Below are 18,704 nucleotides of genomic sequence, written 5' to 3'. Positions count from 1 at the left end.
AGATTTAGTATAAAAGAAAGGATGTGATAGCTTTTTTAAAATTAATAAAATTAGTCTTATGAAAGTTTTAAAATTAAAAGGGGGAAATTAATTGTGGTAAACAGGAAATTTAATGGGGCAGATATTGGGGATAGTGCGGTTGAATTTTTTGAAAAATTGGCTAAGCTGGAAAGTGGAGGAAAATATGATTTAGCAGACCAAAAATATTATATTGGAAAATATCAAATAGGAACAGATGTTTTGATGGACATGGGGTGGCTTCCAAAAGGCTCGACTTGGGCAAATGCGAGATTTATAGGTGAAGGTGCCACAAAATGGAAGTTAACAGGAAAACAAAGTTTTTTGAATACTCCAGCAGCACAAGATGAAGTAATTATGCGTTCTGTAAAAATGAGATGGGCAACTTTGAAAAAACATAAGGACAAAATTTGTAAAAATATAGCAGTTCCTAAAAATGCAGTTTACAAAGCGCCAGGAAAAGTAACTGCTTCTGAAACCAAAGTAAAAACAATAATAATGAAAAAAAGAAATCAAGGCTATAAAGCAGAAGATTTGAGAGGAAAAAGTTTTTTGCTTACATCATCTGGAATGCTTGCTGCCTCGCATTTATGTGGACAAGGTGCAATGTCTAATGCTTTGGAAAATAACTTTAAAGGAGTATGGGGAATACCAGTAGATGGAAATGCCATGCCTTCTCTACTTTATGCTGAAAATTTAGCAGGACATGACTTATCAGTAATTATTGGATTCAAGGATAATTGTGAAGTTGGACATAAAGTTGTGGAGAAAAATCATACTCAGACTGATAACAAAAACATAAATAAACAGGCTGCAGTTCAGCAGAAACCTAAAACTAATGTTTCAAACAATTCTCAATCAAAATCAGGACAAATACAAAAACCTGCTTCAACCTCAAATACTATAAAAATAGAAAATGTTGAAAATACCAGCAAAGTGGGAGTATTCACATTTAATGGACAGAAATTTGAGGAAGTTTGGAATAGCGAAGAGTATAAAAGAGACAGAGCTGAAAATGGGAAAGCTCCTGAATTAGCTTTTGTAAATCCTGAAGAATCTATTCTAAAGAGACTGCAGGCTAAATTTCAAGATGAAAATCTTTATAATCAGGATTATGTAAAATATTTGGAAACTAAGACTGGGAAAAAGGTGCTGGAAGAGAATAATGAAGATATAAATATTATTTTAAAAATGTATGATGAGGCAACCAAAGATAACGGGAATATTGGAAATGTGATAAGACAGCATGGGTTTGATGTCTTGAGGGGAAGAGAGGAGAATAATGAAGTTTTACGGATACAGGATATAGTTTATTATATTTATTCGTACCCTATTCCAAATAAAACTAGCATAGAGTCGCTGGAATACGTGCTTAGCCAATATTCAGCAAAATATGTGAAATTTCCTGATAAAAAGCCTGTAAATAAATTTAAGAAGCAAAATGATTATGTGGATAAAATACAGGGTGTGATTAAGATACATGTGAAAGATGAGGAAGTTAAGATTGAAAAAAATCAATTACCTGAAAAATATGATAAATACATGCAAGGAATAAAAGATGTTGACGAAATTGTTATAAAAGTTACTAAAAAACAGCCATCAGAATTGCAAAAGACAAGATGTGAAAATTTGATACGAGAACTTGGAGAAAATGATTTGGAATATGAAAAAACTTATTTGATGGATGAAAACGGAGTTAGGCAATTTCCTTTGTCAAGAAGGCTGATTGATAATATAATAATTGAATTTTTGAAGGTTCAGACTGGATTTAAGGAAGAAAATGAAATTAAGTATTTTGATAATCATAAATACAAAGATAGTAATATAGTGAGAAATTATTTATTATGGTATATAAAAAAACATAAGGGAATAGATTTACCTTCAAAAAGTGAAATGGGACTATTTGACAGGCTTCAAAAAATTGGAAAAGATATAAGGGTAACTACTGTTCTTAATGACTGGATAACTTCAAAATCAGCAATAAAAGTACGGAATATCAGACAAATAAGTAATTTGATAGATGAAGTTTATGAAAATTACAGGGATAATTTGGACTTTGAAAAGGATAAAAGCATTATTTTGGGATTATTTAAAGACAGTAAAGAATTGCGAGATTATGCATCAAATATTGATTCTATGGACTTGTATTCGTTTTATAAATCATTTTATGATTTACAGAATATTATAAATCCTACTGGAGAATTATTTGTAAATACTAACTGCATGTTAAAATGCACGCTTGGAAAGGATATAAGCAGGTTAACAATAAATGAAGATAGAGTTATGCTTAGAGGAGCAAAGCAGGCAAATATAAATGACACAAATATTCAGCCTTTTAAATCATGTAGTGCTATCGGGATTTGTCAGCCGGCATTAATAGGGACATGGGAGAAAAATACAGATGTAAAAGTAAGAGACAAGCCTGCATTGCTGGATATTTCGACTATACAATGTATGCACGGTGGAATAATAAGTGTTGATGATGCTGGACAAAAAGAAGTAGGAACAGCAGTTACCAAAACGAAAGAAGTTAAGGAAGCTGAGAGAGATGCAGATTGTCAATATAAGCTGTTAATAAATATTTGTAGCGATATAAATAATAATTTTATGCAGACGCAACTAAAAAAAGAGGCACAGAAATATGCTAAATGGAAAAAATATAAAGCTGGGGTAATGGACAATATGCGTTCTTACTTTGCAAAGGATGTAAAAAATATGCTTGGAATGAGAAAATTAACTGATTCCGAAAAGAAAGATAAAGAAAATTTCATAACGAAAAATAAGGCAAAAATGCAAATTGCAAATCAGGAAGTTACTTCAGAAAAGGAAAAATATTTAAGGCAAAGGATATTTTCTGTTTTTAAAGAAGCGTATAAAAGAACAAAACAAAAATCAGCACCTAAATTTGATACAAAAGGAGTAATAAAAAATCACGGATTAAGCCTATGTGATTATGAAAGAAAAAATTTTTATTCTGCAAAAATGCTTCCAGTAATAACTTATGGTTATTTAATGCGGGCTGGAAATTTGACTATAACAGAAAATTCCAAAAGATTAATCGAATCAGAATTAAATAACGATATAAATACCACAAACACAGGACAGATAAAATTGCAGAACTATAAAATACAAAGCAATGTAAGACAGACAAAAACAATTCCAAAACAAAGAATAAAATCATCAGATGTAGCAAATTGGATTGGAATTGGGAAAATGCTTTATACATCTATAAAACATGCTCCAACTGCAAATGATATTTTAAATGGAATAAGAAAAAATGGGAGAAGTGTGGCAGTATGTCCGTTCAGTCAAGGAGAGTGGGATGAGACTCATAGATCATCAAGTAGGATAAGTATGAATAATGGTGTTCAGAAGAAAGTTGAGAATGGCTCTGGGAATCAGATTAATGGAAATGAAAGTAAAAATTTACAAAATAATACACAAACTATAAAAGATGGATTAAAAAAGACTTCTGATGTTAAGTCTGTGGGACAGACAAATAACCCTTCAAATAATTCAGATTCAAAACAGATTCAAACCTTAAAATCAAAAGAAAGTGAAAAGAAAAATTGTTCAACTTGTCCGCATGAGAATCAAAAATTGGATTGTAGAGATACTTGGGATAAGGTTACTAACGAAAGAATAGAAAAACTAGATCCTAGAATAAGATGTACAGTAAAACATTTGATAAATTTTATGGAAGATAAATATAAAGTAAGAATGAGAGTCACAGATGGATATAGGAGTCACGCTCAGCAAAATGAACTTTATAAAAAAGGAAGAACAACAAAAGGACCTGTAGTAACATGGGTTAAAGCAGGGTATAGTTATCATAATTATGGTTTAGCTGTTGATGTCTGTACAATAGAAAATGGAAAAGCATATTGGAGAGAAAAAGATTATAAGTTATTTAATAATGAAGCTGTAAAATTTGGTGCAGAATGGGGAATTAAGTTTAAAGACAAACCACATTTTCAATTTAGATTTGGTAAGACAGCAAGTCAACATTATCAAGATTATAAAAGTAGAGGAAACAAATTAAGTTATACGCCTTAAAAAATATAATAATTAGATTATTTTATGCTTTTTTAGTATATTTCTGAATATAAGATAGTAAAACTGATAAAAAATAAATTCAGATATAAGAAGAAGAAAAATATCTAGATTATAAAAATAGCTCTACTAGAGATTAAGGCGAAGTTACTAATGAAAATGGTAAACTTAGAATGTATTTTGAGAGTGGAAAATTACATTCTGAAATAATTTACAAGAATGGAAAAAGAAAGTATGTTGAATATTATGAAAATTTGAAAATAGAAGGCTCTTTGATATTTCATGAAAATGAAGATATAAGCAGTGAGGGATCAAGTGTTTACTATACAGAATAAAACTGAAAATAATAATATTGACAAAAATTTAATTATAGTGTATTATTATAGTAATTAAAAATAAATTAAAAATAAAAGAAAGGGGAAAATAAAGTTATTTGGAATATTGTATAAAAGTAGTTTAAATGAATTGCAAAAAGTTGATAGCCAGTAATTAATTTTATATGATTCTAAGAATAATTTTAAAAGGAAAATGGGGAATAAGAATGTTATAAATCAGACTAATCGAACTATTTTATTTGAGGAAATTAATCCAGAGAAAATGGATATTTTAACGCTTATTAATGATGCGAGGGATATGGATTCGCTGGATGATGAGAATGTTATTGAGATTAACAGGCATCTTTTGATTGGGAGCTTTGAGGAGTTTCTGGAAAAATTTGATCCAAAGGTGTACAGTTATTTTGATGCAGAGAGTCAGAGCATTAAGTATATTTTGAAAAAGCCGGAGGGAGTGCCTGAGGATCTTGTGACAGAAATTAAGATTAATAATGGGAATACGTTTTTTAAGATGCTTAGTACTTTGATTGAGGCTAGAAAGTCACAAGGTAACAGGAATGTGGATTTTAAGTTTGAAAATATTTTGGAGTTAATTTCGCCGAAAAAGGTTATCGAGGATATTAAGCAGACGAGAAAAGAGATTGCGTATATTTATCAGAAATACGAAGAACTGGATGATGAGAATCCTAAAAAGCTGGAATTAGGAGATAAACTTAACTCGAAATTTGAAGAAGCTTCAGAAAATTACAGCAATGTGCTTGGAATGTTGCCGCTTGCGATTGAAGACATAAAAACTCGGCTTTTAATCGGAACTGATACGAATAATTTTAAGTCAGAGAAAATAAAGCTTGGAATGCTTCAAGTGGGAGAAAAAGGAGAGCTTGAAGTAATTGAGTATAAGCAGGAAAATCAGACGGCTCTTGCAATGATTGAAGAAAAAAATACAACAGCTTTAGTTGAGGCTTTTAGAGATGACTATGAAAATGTGACCGATGAGCCAAATAAATATATTAGCGATTTGGTTGTCAGAACATTTGTACCGCTTGCAAAGACATTTGTGGATGTTGACCCTGAGCAGGAAGTTGAAAATTATAACAATTATTTGGCGTTTTATAAATCGGCACAGGAGGATTTTATAAAAATTGCGAAACCTCTGATAGAGAAAATATTGGGTGTGAAAATGTTTTTTGAGCAGTATGATGTGAGAATGGGGCTTATGAAACCAACGCTTTTGATTACAAATGTAAAGCCTGAAATGATTGTAAAAGCTGGAAATAAGGATAAATTGAGAGCATTTTTGAACACAACTAATGAAAAGAATGATTTTGATAATACAGTATGGTTTGGAATTTATCCAAATGTTGATTTGGAGATGAAAAAATCTGAGAAAAAAGTCCGTGAAAGATTTATGGGGAGTAAAAAAGATGAGAAAACTGAGAAAAATACAGTTGAAGTTTTGACAAATTTAATGACTGTGCTGGCAGAATATAGAGTCCAAGTATTTTTTAATTTTGAAGGGAAGCCTGAAACTTCGTTTGACAATCTTGCTACAATGGGTGTGGATAAATATATTGAAAAGACTCAAATGTTGGAAAATCAAAAATATTCTGAATATTTAATACCAGTAATTCCTAATTTTACTATAATTCCAAAGGATAAATCAGGTGTTATGCTGGATTATAAAATGAAATTTGAAGAAGAAACAGGGGTATCACTTTCAAAAGAACAGGAAGATTTGTTAAAATTCTGGATAGAAGGAGTGTATGTTGATGCGTCGTATGTTGCAGCTGGAATAATCGGAGCCACACAATGTCCAAATTATCTGAAGGAAAGATTTTCAAATGTGTCACCACAATATCCGGGAGTACGTTTTGACATTGAGGAAAAAGACAATTCTTATCATGCAAAAACAACAATGTCTAAGGAAATATCAGGATTTACAAATACAATAAAGGATAGAATAAATCAATTTAACTATGGATTTGTATTCTCATCAGATAATGCAAATGTGGCACGTGAAAAAATACGGAATATAGTTGTGTATAAAGCAAGAACTTTGTTAAAAAATCTGGATGGAGGCTATGAACCGCTTTATAAGACGCTTACAACGACGTATATTGAAAGAACGTTAAGATTTACAACGACAGACTTCAAGGAAGATAAGTTAAATATGTTTTTCAGTACAAATCCTGAAAGTCAGAAATCAGTCTGGTTAAAAGATACAAAATTTGTAAATGGAATTATGCAAAAAGGAGATGACTTATCCCATATAATTGATGTGGATAATGGTATTTGCCAGTTAAATATAACTTTTGCAGGAAATTTGAAAAATTTACAAGTTGAAATTAATAAAAATTAGTAAGATAAAAAATGGGGGAAAGATGATTGAGAATAAGTATCCAATATTTGGGCATGGGCAGGTGATAAGTAAGCAGGCGCTTGATTTATTGAGGGATAATCCCGTAGAATTGACAGAACTATTATATCTGGATAGAAAAGACGGGATAATTTCGGGATTTAATCTTGTTACAGATGCAGAAAGCAAACAAGTGACAGTAACAAAAGGAATTGTGAAATGTGGCGGTAAAATTTTTTGGATGAATGAAGATTATAAATTTGATATGCCTGAGATTGAGAATAGATATATTTTGAAATTAAATCTATTTTCAGATTTTCAGAAAAGAAAATTTTATGTTAGAAGTGCAGATTTTTCGTTAGAAATTTTAAATAATAGAGAAAATGTTGAAATAAAAAATGAAGATGATGTTGAAACAGGATTTGATTTATACAATCAATTAGAAATAAATTATGAAAATGTTGAAAATACTGGGAGAAAAAAAATCGGAGAAATTGAAATAACGAGGTTTATTACAAGAGTTGGAGCAGAACTTAGAAATGATTACAATAGCTTTAAAGATTTAAGGCGTGATTTTAACTTGCTGGAACTGATAAATACAAAATATTCTTCAAAACATGAATTAGGGACACTTCATCCTAAAATTTTGGAATTGTTTGGAAAAGAGGCCTCTAAAAAAACAAATTTAGATATTTTTGATGTAAATTTTTATGTAAATTGTTTAAACGGAAGTATAGAAAGAGATGTTATAGTTGCTTATATTAATTTAAAGTTAGAGATGGAACAGAAAAATTATAGTAATGAAGAGCTTTATCAATATCTAGTTAAAATTTTGGATAATTTGGGAAAAGATAGGGAAATTATTCAGAAAAAGAGAGTTGTTCCAAGGAAAATTACCATTGAATAAAAAGTTAAATTTTACAAGTGTAACTTTAATTTCAAAAGATGTAGTTAGATAGCTAAATGAAACACTAAAGCTTATAAAAAAGTTTACAATACTTTTCTATAGTAAAAATGTTTTAAAACTTAACTTAGAAGTTATGATTATTTTACTAAAACCCTAAATTTATATAATTTTTAGTAGTTTAATTTTAAATAGGTTTGAGTATAATTTTAAAAAATAAATATAAAAAACACTCAGACAGTTAAATATATAATTTACCTGCTTGAGTGTATTTCTAAAAATTAATTTTAATGGAATTAATCGACTGTGAATATAAATTGATTTCCAGAATATAAGCCTAATTTATTCTTGTTTAGCTTAAATGTATATGTTCCATCTGTTAAACTGTCGTTCTTTTCATTAAAAGTCAGATTTTTGGTATCTACTTGCATTCCATTTTCAGATTCACCTTTGTAAGTTATTTTATATTGGTTATTTTCTTTAGAAAAGACTAGAATTCTATCTTCCATTGGAATCTCCTTACCAATAAGTTTGTCTACATGCTGTAAAGTATGGCTAGTTTTTACTTCTTCAGGTTTTACTTGAGAAGGAGGCTGATTATTAGCGTTTTCGTCAATAGTTTCAGAAGATTCTACAACTGGCTGTGCTTCCTTTGGGTTAGACTGAGTATTATTAGTTGTAGCATCAACACTTTGCTGTTCAATTTGAATTTCATCCTGATCTTCATTTTGAACCGCTTCTTTTTTTCCACAGCTCATTATTGTCAATATTGCAAATGAACTGATTAATATTTGTTTTTTTAAATTCATAAATTACCACGTCCTTTTCAGTTAATTCTTAATATATATTTTATATTGTTTTTGGATAAATTACAAGGGTTGTAATGATAAATATTTGTTAAAAATTATACTTAACAAATATTTTATAATATTTGCTTAAAACAAATTAAAATTTTGAAAAAAAGGGCTATGATTTTTTGAAAAAGTGTGGTATAATAATTGCAGATAACCAAAAGCAAGTAAGTGTAACAAAAAATATATATTTGTAACAGTAACAGTTGTTTGAGGTATAAAATTTTAGGAGGTAATACTTTGTTAGGTAAAGTAAAATGGTTTAACGACAAAAAAGGATTCGGATTTATTTCAGGAGAAGATGGAAATGATTATTTCTTACATTTCTCAAAAATCAATAAAGAAGGATTCAAAACAGTTAACGAAGGTGAAGAAGTAAGTTTTGATGTAGAAGAAGGACCAAAAGGACCTCAAGCAACAAATGTAATTTCTCAATAATCGATTAATTAATTTTTTGTTTAAAGAAAAGCTGTTTCAAAATGATAAATTTTGGAATGGCTTTTTCCTTTATATGTGATTTTATTTTAAAATATAATAAAACTCTTTAAATATGGACTTATACTAAATCCCATTATAAAATAGAAACTATATTAAGGACAAAAAATTTTAATTCTTTACTAAATATAGTATGTAATTCAAAATTTATTAAACATTCGCTATTTAAACTGAGAATAGTATTAAAAATTACAATTGGCCAATTAAACTTAACTGTATCAGTTCAAAATTAAAGAAATTAATTATATAGAAAGAGAGGGAATATTATGTTAGTGGATTATCACATGCATTTTGAATATGGGAGTTATGATGAGGATTATGTAAATCCATTTTTTGAAAAGGCAAAGGAAATGGGGCTTTTTGAAATAGGAATAACGGAACACACTCATGGATTTAAGGAATTTAAGGATTTATATTATGATGAGCTGATTTTGGATGAGCGTGAAACTGGGAAGTTTCAGAAAAAATGGCTTGAGCAGAAAACAAAATTTGTCCATACATTGGATGAATACAGAGATTTTATAGATAAATTGAAATCAAAGGGATATCCAGTAAAATTTGGGATTGAAGTATGTAACTTTAAAAATCAGGAAAAAGTTAAGGAAATATTGTCTAAATATGATTTTGACTATCTGATTGTTTCAATACATTTTATTAAGGGCTGGGGATTTGATTTTAGTGCTTTGAAGCATAAATTTACAGATGAGAATTTGGTGCAGATTTGGAAAGATTATGCAAAAGAGATTGAGGATGTGGCAAATACAGGAATGTATGATATTTTAGGGCATCCGTTTAACTTGAGATTATTTAAAAATATTCCAGAAAAAAAAGATGTTGATAATCTACTTGAAAGTACGGCTAAATGCTTGAAAAAAAATGATATGGTTGTGGATATAAATACGGGAACGTTTTATCGGTATCCGATTAAGGAAATCACACCGTATAGAGATTTTATGGAGTATGTGAAAAAATATAATATTCCTGTGATTTTGTCAAGTGATTCGCATTATTCTGAATATGTTGGAATGAAAATAAAAGAAGCTGGTGAATATGCAAAGAAATTTGGAATTACTGAAATGGTAACTTTTGATAAAAGAAAGAGAAAGATGGTTGAAATAGGTTAACAATTTTAGTAATTGAAATTAGTAAAAAATAAAAATAGGGATTGCCTCAAAGTATGAGATAATCCCTTTAGTTTTGTTAATTTCGTCTTTTTTTAATATCTTCCCAATCTAATGTAGTAGAAAATTCTTTTATAAAGGCAATCAAAATTCCTAAAAATAATCCTAAAAATAATGAACCAGCCATAACTAACTTTTTATTCAATGCAGGTTTTGTTGTTGAATTTACATATTTAACAACTGGATTTGAATCGTTTTTTAATAAACGATAATATGCAAGTCTTGATATTAATGTATCTGTTAACGAATCTTTTGTAGTTCGCACATCAATGTTTTGTGTTAAAAAGTTATATTGTTGTTCTAATAATTTTATTTGTGTATTAAGAAAGTTATTTTTTCTTTCAAGCAAATAGCCTTGAGCAAGTGATGGATATTCTTTTGCGAAATTTTCACCTTCTGCTTTGTTATTTGTAGTAAATTTTACCTTTATTGTGGGATCGTTATTTTCAGACTGTGCTGTTAATCTTGTTGACATTTCCTTAAAGAATTTATCCTCTGGCAAATTTATATTTCTCAAAGTTTTTGAATTTTTTTTCAAGTAAGAGTAGAAATCAAAAGAGTTTAGTGAAAATTGTGAATTTTCTCCAATTTCAGTAAGAACTTTATCATTTCCATAAAGGGTAATGTCTGATTTAAAAGATTTATTTATAAAGACAAAAGCTGTAGAAAGTATTACGACGATTATTGCAGTTAAAGAAATTAAAGTTTTATTTTTATAAATAATCTTAATTATCATATTAGCATCAATTATTTGCTGATTTTTATTATCCATTTTATTTCCTTTCAAATTAAATTTATATCTTAATTCTATCAAAAAAAGTGTAAAATGACAATGGAAAATTTAATAAAAATTATAAAATAAATTGAAAATATGATATAATTGGTTATAAATCTGAAAATATAAAGTAAGAAAGAAGGTTTTTAAATGTATATAAATCCAATTATAGAGGGAATTGAGATTTCTGATATTAGAAAAATTCATGAAAGATTAGTAAATTATAAAAATGTGATAAATATGACAATTGGAGAGCCTGATATTGATGTTCCGCAGGAAATTAAAGAGGCTGTGGCGTATCATGCCTTAAATAGCAGAATAAAATATTCTCCTGTGGGAGGGATGCCGGAATTAAGAGAAAAAATTGCCAAATATTATAACGAGAATTTTTCAGGAAACTATAACGCTCAAAATGTTTTGGTGACAGTCGGTTCTACAGAAGGGCTTGCTTCGGTTTTGAAAACTATTTTGGCAAAAGATGATGAAGTGATTATCCCGACACCTGCGTATGTGGGATATGAGCCATTAATTACTATTTCTGAGGCGAAAACTAAATTTGTTGACTTGGAAGAAAATAATTTTGTGTTGACAAAAGAAATTTTAGAAAAAAATATTACTGATAAGACTAAACTAATAATTTTGACATATCCGAATAATCCATCTGGAATTACGCTTGAAGAAGAAGAAATGGTTAAAATTGTGAGATTTTTGAAAGATAAAAATATTTACTTGATAAGTGATGAAATTTATGCGGCAATTACTTTTGAAAAATTTACTTCCTTTGCGAAATTTTTTGATGAATTGAAGGAGCAGCTCATTATAATTAATGGATTTTCAAAATCACATTCAATGACAGGTTACAGACTTGGCTATATTATTGCCGATGAAAAATTACAGAATCAAGTGAAAAAAGTTAGCCAGTACAATGTAACAAGTGCGTCAACATTATCACAATATGGAGCGATTGCAGCCCTTGATAAATGTTCTGATACAGCGAAAATTTCTGAAATTTATAAAAAAAGAGTAAAATATTTTGTAAATAGACTAGAAAAATTAGGTTTTGAATGTTTAAAACCTAAAGGGGCATTTTATGTTTTTGCAACTTATAAGAATATTGAAAAATTTAAAAATATGAAATCATTTGATTTTGTGCTTGATTTACTGGAAAAGACTGAACTTGCGATTGTGCCTGGAATTACATTTCAAGTGGAGGGGTACGTAAGATTTTCAATTGTGCATGATATTCCAGTATTGGAAGAGGCTATAAAGAGGTTGGAAAAGTATGTTAATTTATAATAAAGTATGTAAAATGGGGGAATAATAAAATGATGGAAAATTTAAAATTATTTGAAATAGATAAACAAAATGATTATAAAGAAAAAATTAAATTAAATAACGGAATAAGGTACTTAGGAAATAAAACTTCTATTCTTTCAGAAATAAAAAAATTGCTGCATGAAAAAAACTTATTAAATAAAAATTTAATCTTATTTGATGCATTTTGTGGTACTGGTTCAGTATCTAATTATTTAAAAAAAGATTTTAATATAAAAATAAATGATAATCTTACCTGGGCCTCAATTTATACAAAAGGTAGAATTGTAGCAGGAATATGTAAATTTCAAAAGCTAGGATTTAATCCAATAGAGTATTTAAATAAAAACAATGAAGTACAAGAAGGTTTCATGTACAATAATTATTCTCCTGGAAATTCTAATAGAATGTATTTTACTGCAGAAAATGCTGGGAAAATAGATTATTACAGATTTCAAATTGAAAAATGGAAAACTGAAGAAAAAATAAACGAAAATGAATACTGCTATCTTTTAGCCTGTCTTATAGAAGCTGTTTCAAGCGTTGCAAATATAGCAGGGGTTTATGGAGCTTTTTTAAAAAAATGGGATTCAAGAGCACTTAAAGAAATAAAAATAGATAATATAAATATATATGATGAGTTTTATGGAGAAATAAATTTTTTAAATTCATATAATTCCAAAATAGAAGATATTATTAGTGAAGTGGAATGTGATATTCTTTACCTTGATCCTCCATATACTCAAAATCAATATGGAACACAGTATCATTTATTAGAAACTTTGGTACTAAATGACAATCCTGAAATAAGCAAGATTACAGGCTCAAGACCAACAGCTTCAATGAGATCGGACTGGTCAAAGGATATAAAAACACATATACTATTGGATAAAATAATACACGAAACGAAAGCTAAATATATTATTATGAGTTATAATAACAACGGATTTATGTCAAAAGAGTATATTGAAGCTATTTTTAAGAGATATGGAAAAGTTGAAACATATTCAATGAAAAAAATTCCTTATAAAAAATACAAAAATTGGAAATCTTCTAATGAAAATGAAAATTTTGAATATTTATTTTTTATTGAAAAAAAGAAAGAAGCTGATATAATTTATGAATCTCCTTTAAATTATATAGGAAGTAAATATAAAATATTAAAAGATATAAAAAAAAATGTGCCTTTCAAAATTCAAAAAATATTTGATATGTTTGGAGGCGGATTTAATGTGGGAGTTAATTTTTATGATAAAGAAATAATATATAATGATATAAATTATTTTGTAAAAGATATAGTAGCATCGTTTTATTATAATGATACTTATGAGTATATTCAATATATAAGAAAAATAATAAAAAAATTTAATTTAGAAAAAGGGAATACAGAATCATATATAAAAGCAAGAAGTTATTATAATCAGCTGCCTGATGAAAAACGTGATTCAAAATTATTATTTACTATTATCTTATATGGATATCAGCAGCAAATAAGATTTAATAGTAAATATGAATTTAATAATCCTTCAGGAATTCGTTGGTTTAACGATAAAATATTGGAAAAAATGATTAGTTTTTCAAGGCATATAAAAAAATGTAAAGTTTCTTTTAAAAGTAAGAATTATTTAGAATTAAAGGAAAAATTGGATTCGAATACGTTTTTATACCTTGATCCTCCTTATAACCTAACTACTGGAACATATAATGATGGTAAAAGAGGATTTAAAGGATGGGATAGTTTACTTGAAAAAGAACTTTTTAATTTTTGTGATGAAGTATCAAAAAGAAAAATACCGTTTATGTTATCATATGTAATGGAACATAAAAATAATGTAAATTATGATTTAATTAACTGGATAGAAAGAAATAAATACAGAATTATTCAGTTAGATAGTGTAATAGGAATTTCAGGGAGCAAAAGAAAAGAGGTGCTAATAGTAAATTATAGCTAATATACAGTTGCCACATTTTATTATAAAAAGAAATTTTCAAAAATCAGAACAGACAGGAATTTATTTTGATAATATTACTACTGAAAATATATTAAAAGATATGTGTAAAAAAATAACAGGAGTGGAGCAATTTACATTTGAATATGTTAATAACAGCTATTGTAATGATTTTATTGAAACTGGTTATAACAAAGGAAGAATGGCATTTTTAATTTATAATGGCATTGTTAATTATATCAGTTTATCTGAATGGACTGTAGTCGGAAGAAATTCAAGTGTTCAGAGTGTTCCTACAGCATTTAACATTTATTATAATTCTATATATCCGAAAAGACTTTTTTACTATTTTTTAAATACAGAAGGTAACAAAACAGAATATCAAATGTTAATTTATAGATTAATGAAAACTATAGGATTTGAATTTTTAAATGACTATGAAGTTTTAAATCAGAAAATTTATGGATTTACAACAATTGAAGATGTAATGAATATTAGTAAAGAAAATTCAAAAAGAAATAGAAGTAATAACTCAACTTATATTACAAAAGAAAAGAATAATGTGTATGAAATTTATGGAAAGACATATGGAGCTAATAAATACGATACTATTATGTTTTGCTATGCTCTTTCAACCCTTGCACAGCCATATCAAAAATTAGTGTTATATGAAATACCGGAAGGAAATTTAAAAGAATTACCTGAGCCATCAAAGGAAGTTATTAGTAAAATGAATAAAATTCAGATAATTTCTACAGATATAAAATTAGAAAAACAAATATTTAATAATAATCTTAGATCGCCACGATTTATTTTTAATATGCTGGAAAAATTTGGTGAAAAATCTTGTGCTTTATGTGAGTGTAAAGTGCCTGAACTCATACAAGGTGCCCATATTTGGAATGTATTTGATATAAAGAGAAATGCTTATTTGTCAGAAGGATAAAAATTAGAGCATGCAACGGATGGAGACAATGGCATTTGGCTATGTGCAAATCATCATAAATTATTTGATGAAAATTTTTTTACATTTAATAGTTATGGTCAAATTATATATAGAAATGATATAAAAGAACAGGATTTATCCTATATAAATAAAATTACTGAAGAATTGAAAATTTCTGAAAAATATATTACTCAGAAGTTTTTATCTTATTTAAACGAAAGAAATAAAAATTTAACTCAAATATAAAAATTGGAGAAATTGATGGAAAAAATGGAAAAGAAAAGTTTGAAAAAAGGGGACTTGTTACAGTTAAAAATTACGAATCTTGATACTAAGGGCAGAGCCTATGGCTTTTTTGATGAAAATAAAATTTATGTGAATATTAATGCTGCAGAAAATCAAGTTGTTGAGGGAATTTTTGTAAAAAGACGGAGAAAGTATGAGCTGATACATTGTAAAATTATTGACTTTGCTGGAAGGCAAAATGTGATATATGATGATATTGCAAGACAAAATGGAGGCTGTAACTATCAGTATTACACCTATGATGAGCAGCTTGAAATAAAGTCAGGGCATATAAAAAAAGAATTAGACAAGATTATTAAGTATGACTATATTTTTGAAGAGCCTGTCAGAAGTGTAAAGCCTGATAAATATAGAAACAAGATGGAATTTAGCTTTGGAAATGCTACAAAAGGAGGGTCTATAATTTTAGGACTTCATAAGCAGAACAGTTTTCACGATATTGTAGAAGTTGATGGGTTAAAATTAATGGATGATAATTTTAATAAAATTTATGTTTTTTGTAATGAATTTTGTAAAAAGACAGGTTTTGATTTTTATCACAGACTTGATCATATAGGTTTTTTTAGAAATCTTGTAATTAGAAAGGCAGAATTCACCAAACAGATTTTGGTAAATATTGTAACAACGACGCAAATTAGTGAGATAGAAAAGAAAAAATTTCAAAAAGAGTTTAAGGAAGGATTATTGGACTTAAATTTAGATGATAATTTTAAAATTACTGGAATTTTACACACATTTAATGATAATTTTTCGGATATGGTTATTTCCGAAAGTGAAACGATTTTGTATGGAGAACGTGATTTGACAGAGGAAATTTTTGGATTAAAATTTAAAATCAGCCCATACAGCTTTTTTCAGACAAATTCCCAGACAGTAGAAAAATTATACGGAAAAATCTTAACATATCTTGAAGAAATTGAAAATATTAAAATTGATGAAGCAACAGTTTTTGACTTATTCAGCGGTACTGGTACAATCGGACAAATTGTTTCAAAAAAGGCAAAGCAGGTTTACGGAATCGAATTAGTGCCAGAAGCGGTAGAAAAGGCTAATGAAAATGCAAAATTAAATAATATTCAGAATGCACATTTTATTGCAGGAGATGTCTTTGCAAAATTAGATGAATTTGACAATGACGGAATCAAGCCAGATATTTTAATTTTGGATCCGCCACGTGCTGGAGCAGGTGAAAAAACTATTATAAAACTGGTAAAATACAATACCAAAAATATTATTTATGTGTCTTGTAATCCAAAAACTTTGATGACAGATCTGATAAAGTTTGGGGAATTTGGGTATAGGCTGGTTAGGTGTTCGGTGGTTGATATGTTCCCGGTTACGCCGCATTTGGAGGTTGTTTGCTTGCTAGAAAAATCCAAAATTGAGCATTCATAAGCATAGCAAAATTAGATAAAAAAATAAAAATATTTTAAAACTGCACTTTCAATCCTGTATTTAAAGTTTAAGTGCAGTTTTTATTTTTATAGTAATATACTTTTATAATCTTTTCATTTCATTTGCAACAAATTCCACTAATGGACCAATAATTACCTGAACATCTGTTTTAGAAGGTTTTATTATTCCTGCTGCAACCTTTTTTATTTTTTTGTCGTCAATTATAGTTGAATCTTTTACTTCCAGTCTTAATCTTGTAGCACAGTTATCTATAGAAACTACATTATCTTTTCCACCTAATGCTTCGTATATAATTGCAGCAACTTCTGCGTGATTACTATTTGAAGCTTCTATTTTTAATTCTTCTTCATTATCCTCGTCTTCTCTTCCAGGCGTTTTTAAATTAAACTTATTTATCAATACTTTAAATAACAGATAATAAACTGCTCCAAATGCAACTCCTAGAACTAACAACATAAACGGATTATTAGCCATTGGCATCCCTGAAGTAAGTGAAAAGTCAATAAGTCCCGCACTAAATCCAAATCCTGCTGTCCAGTGGAACATAGATGCTATAAATAAACTTAATCCTGTTAAAACAGCATGAACTCCGTACAATAAAGGTGCCACAAACATAAATGCAAATTCAAGAGGTTCTGTCACTCCTGTTACAAATGAAGTGACCCCTGCTGCTAACATTAACGATGCAATCTGTTTCTTTCTCTCAGGTTTAGCTTCTTGATACATTGCAAATGCAGCTGCTGGCAGTCCAAACATCATGATAGGGAAAAATCCTGCTTGATACATTCCTGTAATACCTTTTACTCCTGTTCCTCCAAGGAAGTTTCCAATATCGTTTATTCCTGCTACATCGAACCAGAAAACTGCATTTAATGCGTGGTGTAATCCTAAAGGGATTAACAATCTGTTAAAGAATCCGAATATTCCGGCTCCTAAAGGTCCAAGTTTTAAGAATGTTTCTCCTAAAGTTACTAACGCTCCAAATATTATAGGCCATACAAAGAATAATACAGGAGATAATATAAGCATTACAGCTGATGTTAATATTGGAACTAGTCTTTTACCACTGAAGAATGCAAAAGCCATTGGCAACTGTGTCTTGTGAAATCTATTAAAAATTTCAGCTGCTATTATTCCTGATAATATTCCTATAAATGCATTATTTATTTTTCCAAAAGCTAAAGGAACTTTATCTACTTCCACTTTTGTCAAAACTGCAACAGCATCTTTAGATAATAACGTAGTTATTACTAAAAAACCTACTAACCCTGCTAATGCCGCAGAACCATCTTTCTCTTTAGATGTTCCAACAGCTATTCCTACTGCAAACAATATAGGAATATTGTCTAGTATAGAAGCTCCTGATTTTATTAGGAAAGCCGCTGCAGGACTGTTTGCTCCCCAACCAACAGGGTCAAGTCTGTAACCTATTCCTAAAAGTATTGCTGCAGCTGGTAATACTGCAACCGGTAGCATAAGTGATTTACCAATTTTCTGTAAATACTTCATCATTTTTAACCAACTCTCTTTCTACTTTTTTGTTTATATTTTTTTATTTATGAATATAAACTTTTTACCTTATTATTATATCTTATTTTTATTAGATGTCAATATTAAAAAACAAATTTTTTTAATGTTTTTCTATTTTTTTTCTAAGTATTTTTATCTTATTCTATTTTTTCTTATTTTGCATACTTTTCTAATTTTTAACAGTTTAATTATGTAATAAAACATTTTATTCTGTTAATCTAATGAGATTTAATGTAGAAAATAAAATATCGACTTATTAATAAACTCTAACTTAA

The 18,704-nt window shown here is 28.5% G+C and carries 14 protein-coding genes; 11 read left to right on the top strand and 3 right to left on the bottom strand.

Annotated features, from left to right (window positions below; translation table 11 throughout):
- Positions 1-93: 93 nt before the first annotated feature.
- From ACZ5B9_RS08650 to ACZ5B9_RS08635, 4 genes are all read left to right on the top strand, one after another.
- Positions 94-4,074, top strand: coding sequence for a PAAR-like protein (locus tag ACZ5B9_RS08650; RefSeq protein WP_464422233.1), 3,981 nt, complete (start codon positions 94-96; stop codon positions 4,072-4,074).
- Positions 4,075-4,244: 170 nt separating this feature from the next.
- Positions 4,245-4,406 (top strand): hypothetical protein, encoded by a 162-nt coding sequence (locus ACZ5B9_RS08645; protein WP_464422232.1) that lies wholly within the window; start codon positions 4,245-4,247, stop codon positions 4,404-4,406.
- Between the two features lie 193 nt (positions 4,407-4,599).
- Positions 4,600-6,765, top strand: coding sequence for a transcriptional regulator (locus ACZ5B9_RS08640; RefSeq protein ID WP_464422231.1), 2,166 nt, complete (start codon positions 4,600-4,602; stop codon positions 6,763-6,765).
- A gap of 22 nt (positions 6,766-6,787) precedes the next feature.
- Positions 6,788-7,669 carry a hypothetical protein gene (locus ACZ5B9_RS08635; RefSeq protein WP_464422230.1) on the top strand — a complete coding sequence of 294 codons (882 nt, stop codon included), beginning with the start codon at positions 6,788-6,790 and terminating at the stop codon, positions 7,667-7,669.
- A gap of 293 nt (positions 7,670-7,962) precedes the next feature.
- Here ACZ5B9_RS08635 and ACZ5B9_RS08630 read toward each other — a convergent pair whose 3' ends face one another.
- Entirely contained in the window at positions 7,963-8,475 is a 513-nt protein-coding gene (locus ACZ5B9_RS08630) for a hypothetical protein (protein WP_464422229.1), read from the bottom strand.
- A 282-nt stretch (positions 8,476-8,757) separates the two neighbouring features.
- On the opposite strand from ACZ5B9_RS08630, the gene ACZ5B9_RS08625 reads away from it, so the two are divergent.
- Positions 8,758-8,955 carry a cold-shock protein gene (locus ACZ5B9_RS08625; RefSeq protein WP_015769847.1) on the top strand — a complete coding sequence of 66 codons (198 nt, stop codon included), beginning with the start codon at positions 8,758-8,760 and terminating at the stop codon, positions 8,953-8,955.
- A gap of 323 nt (positions 8,956-9,278) precedes the next feature.
- Positions 9,279-10,136, top strand: a complete 858-nt coding sequence (locus tag ACZ5B9_RS08620) for a histidinol-phosphatase (RefSeq protein ID WP_464422228.1) — start codon at positions 9,279-9,281, stop codon at positions 10,134-10,136.
- 76 nt (positions 10,137-10,212) lie between these two features.
- On the opposite strand, the gene ACZ5B9_RS08615 is transcribed toward ACZ5B9_RS08620, so the two are convergent.
- Positions 10,213-10,965, bottom strand: coding sequence for a lipopolysaccharide biosynthesis protein (locus ACZ5B9_RS08615; protein WP_464422227.1), 753 nt, complete (start codon positions 10,963-10,965; stop codon positions 10,213-10,215).
- 153 nt (positions 10,966-11,118) lie between these two features.
- Here ACZ5B9_RS08615 and ACZ5B9_RS08610 point away from each other — a divergent pair, with 153 nt between their 5' ends.
- The 5 genes from ACZ5B9_RS08610 to rlmD are packed head-to-tail and all read left to right on the top strand — an operon-like array spanning position 11,119 to position 16,878.
- Complete coding sequence (locus ACZ5B9_RS08610) at positions 11,119-12,264, top strand: pyridoxal phosphate-dependent aminotransferase (RefSeq protein ID WP_464422226.1); 1,146 nt, start codon at positions 11,119-11,121, stop codon at positions 12,262-12,264.
- 29 nt (positions 12,265-12,293) lie between these two features.
- On the top strand, positions 12,294-14,234 hold the full coding sequence (locus tag ACZ5B9_RS08605) for a DNA adenine methylase (protein ID WP_464422225.1): 1,941 nt from the start codon (positions 12,294-12,296) through the stop codon (positions 14,232-14,234).
- Between the two features lie 7 nt (positions 14,235-14,241).
- Entirely contained in the window at positions 14,242-15,177 is a 936-nt protein-coding gene (locus tag ACZ5B9_RS08600) for a hypothetical protein (protein ID WP_464422224.1), read from the top strand.
- 33 nt (positions 15,178-15,210) lie between these two features.
- Complete coding sequence (locus tag ACZ5B9_RS08595) at positions 15,211-15,423, top strand: hypothetical protein (protein ID WP_464423948.1); 213 nt, start codon at positions 15,211-15,213, stop codon at positions 15,421-15,423.
- 15 nt (positions 15,424-15,438) lie between these two features.
- Positions 15,439-16,878, top strand: coding sequence for a 23S rRNA (uracil(1939)-C(5))-methyltransferase RlmD (gene rlmD / locus ACZ5B9_RS08590; protein ID WP_464422223.1), 1,440 nt, complete (start codon positions 15,439-15,441; stop codon positions 16,876-16,878).
- A 102-nt stretch (positions 16,879-16,980) separates the two neighbouring features.
- Here the strand turns inward: rlmD and nagE are convergent, their stop codons facing one another.
- Complete coding sequence (gene nagE / locus ACZ5B9_RS08585; protein WP_464422222.1) at positions 16,981-18,411, bottom strand: N-acetylglucosamine-specific PTS transporter subunit IIBC; 1,431 nt, start codon at positions 18,409-18,411, stop codon at positions 16,981-16,983.
- Positions 18,412-18,704 lie beyond the last annotated feature (293 nt).

This window comes from Leptotrichia sp. SK-5, from assembly GCF_055387215.1.
Note: the sequence above shows the minus strand (reverse complement) of the source record. Positions and strands in the feature narration are given on the sequence as shown.

Excerpts from the sequence above, each read along its gene's own strand:
- ACZ5B9_RS08630 (WP_464422229.1), bottom strand. The coding sequence starts at position 8,475 with ATGAATTTAAAAAAACAAATATTAATCAGTTCATTTGCAATATTGACA.
- rlmD (WP_464422223.1), top strand. The coding sequence starts at position 15,439 with ATGGAAAAAATGGAAAAGAAAAGTTTGAAAAAAGGGGACTTGTTACAG.
- ACZ5B9_RS08640 (WP_464422231.1), top strand. The coding sequence starts at position 4,600 with ATGGGGAATAAGAATGTTATAAATCAGACTAATCGAACTATTTTATTT.
- ACZ5B9_RS08610 (WP_464422226.1), top strand. The coding sequence starts at position 11,119 with ATGTATATAAATCCAATTATAGAGGGAATTGAGATTTCTGATATTAGA.
- nagE (WP_464422222.1), bottom strand. The coding sequence starts at position 18,411 with ATGATGAAGTATTTACAGAAAATTGGTAAATCACTTATGCTACCGGTT.
- ACZ5B9_RS08635 (WP_464422230.1), top strand. The coding sequence starts at position 6,788 with ATGATTGAGAATAAGTATCCAATATTTGGGCATGGGCAGGTGATAAGT.
- ACZ5B9_RS08620 (WP_464422228.1), top strand. The coding sequence starts at position 9,279 with ATGTTAGTGGATTATCACATGCATTTTGAATATGGGAGTTATGATGAG.
- ACZ5B9_RS08615 (WP_464422227.1), bottom strand. The coding sequence starts at position 10,965 with ATGGATAATAAAAATCAGCAAATAATTGATGCTAATATGATAATTAAG.
- ACZ5B9_RS08605 (WP_464422225.1), top strand. The coding sequence starts at position 12,294 with ATGATGGAAAATTTAAAATTATTTGAAATAGATAAACAAAATGATTAT.
- ACZ5B9_RS08645 (WP_464422232.1), top strand. The coding sequence starts at position 4,245 with ATGTATTTTGAGAGTGGAAAATTACATTCTGAAATAATTTACAAGAAT.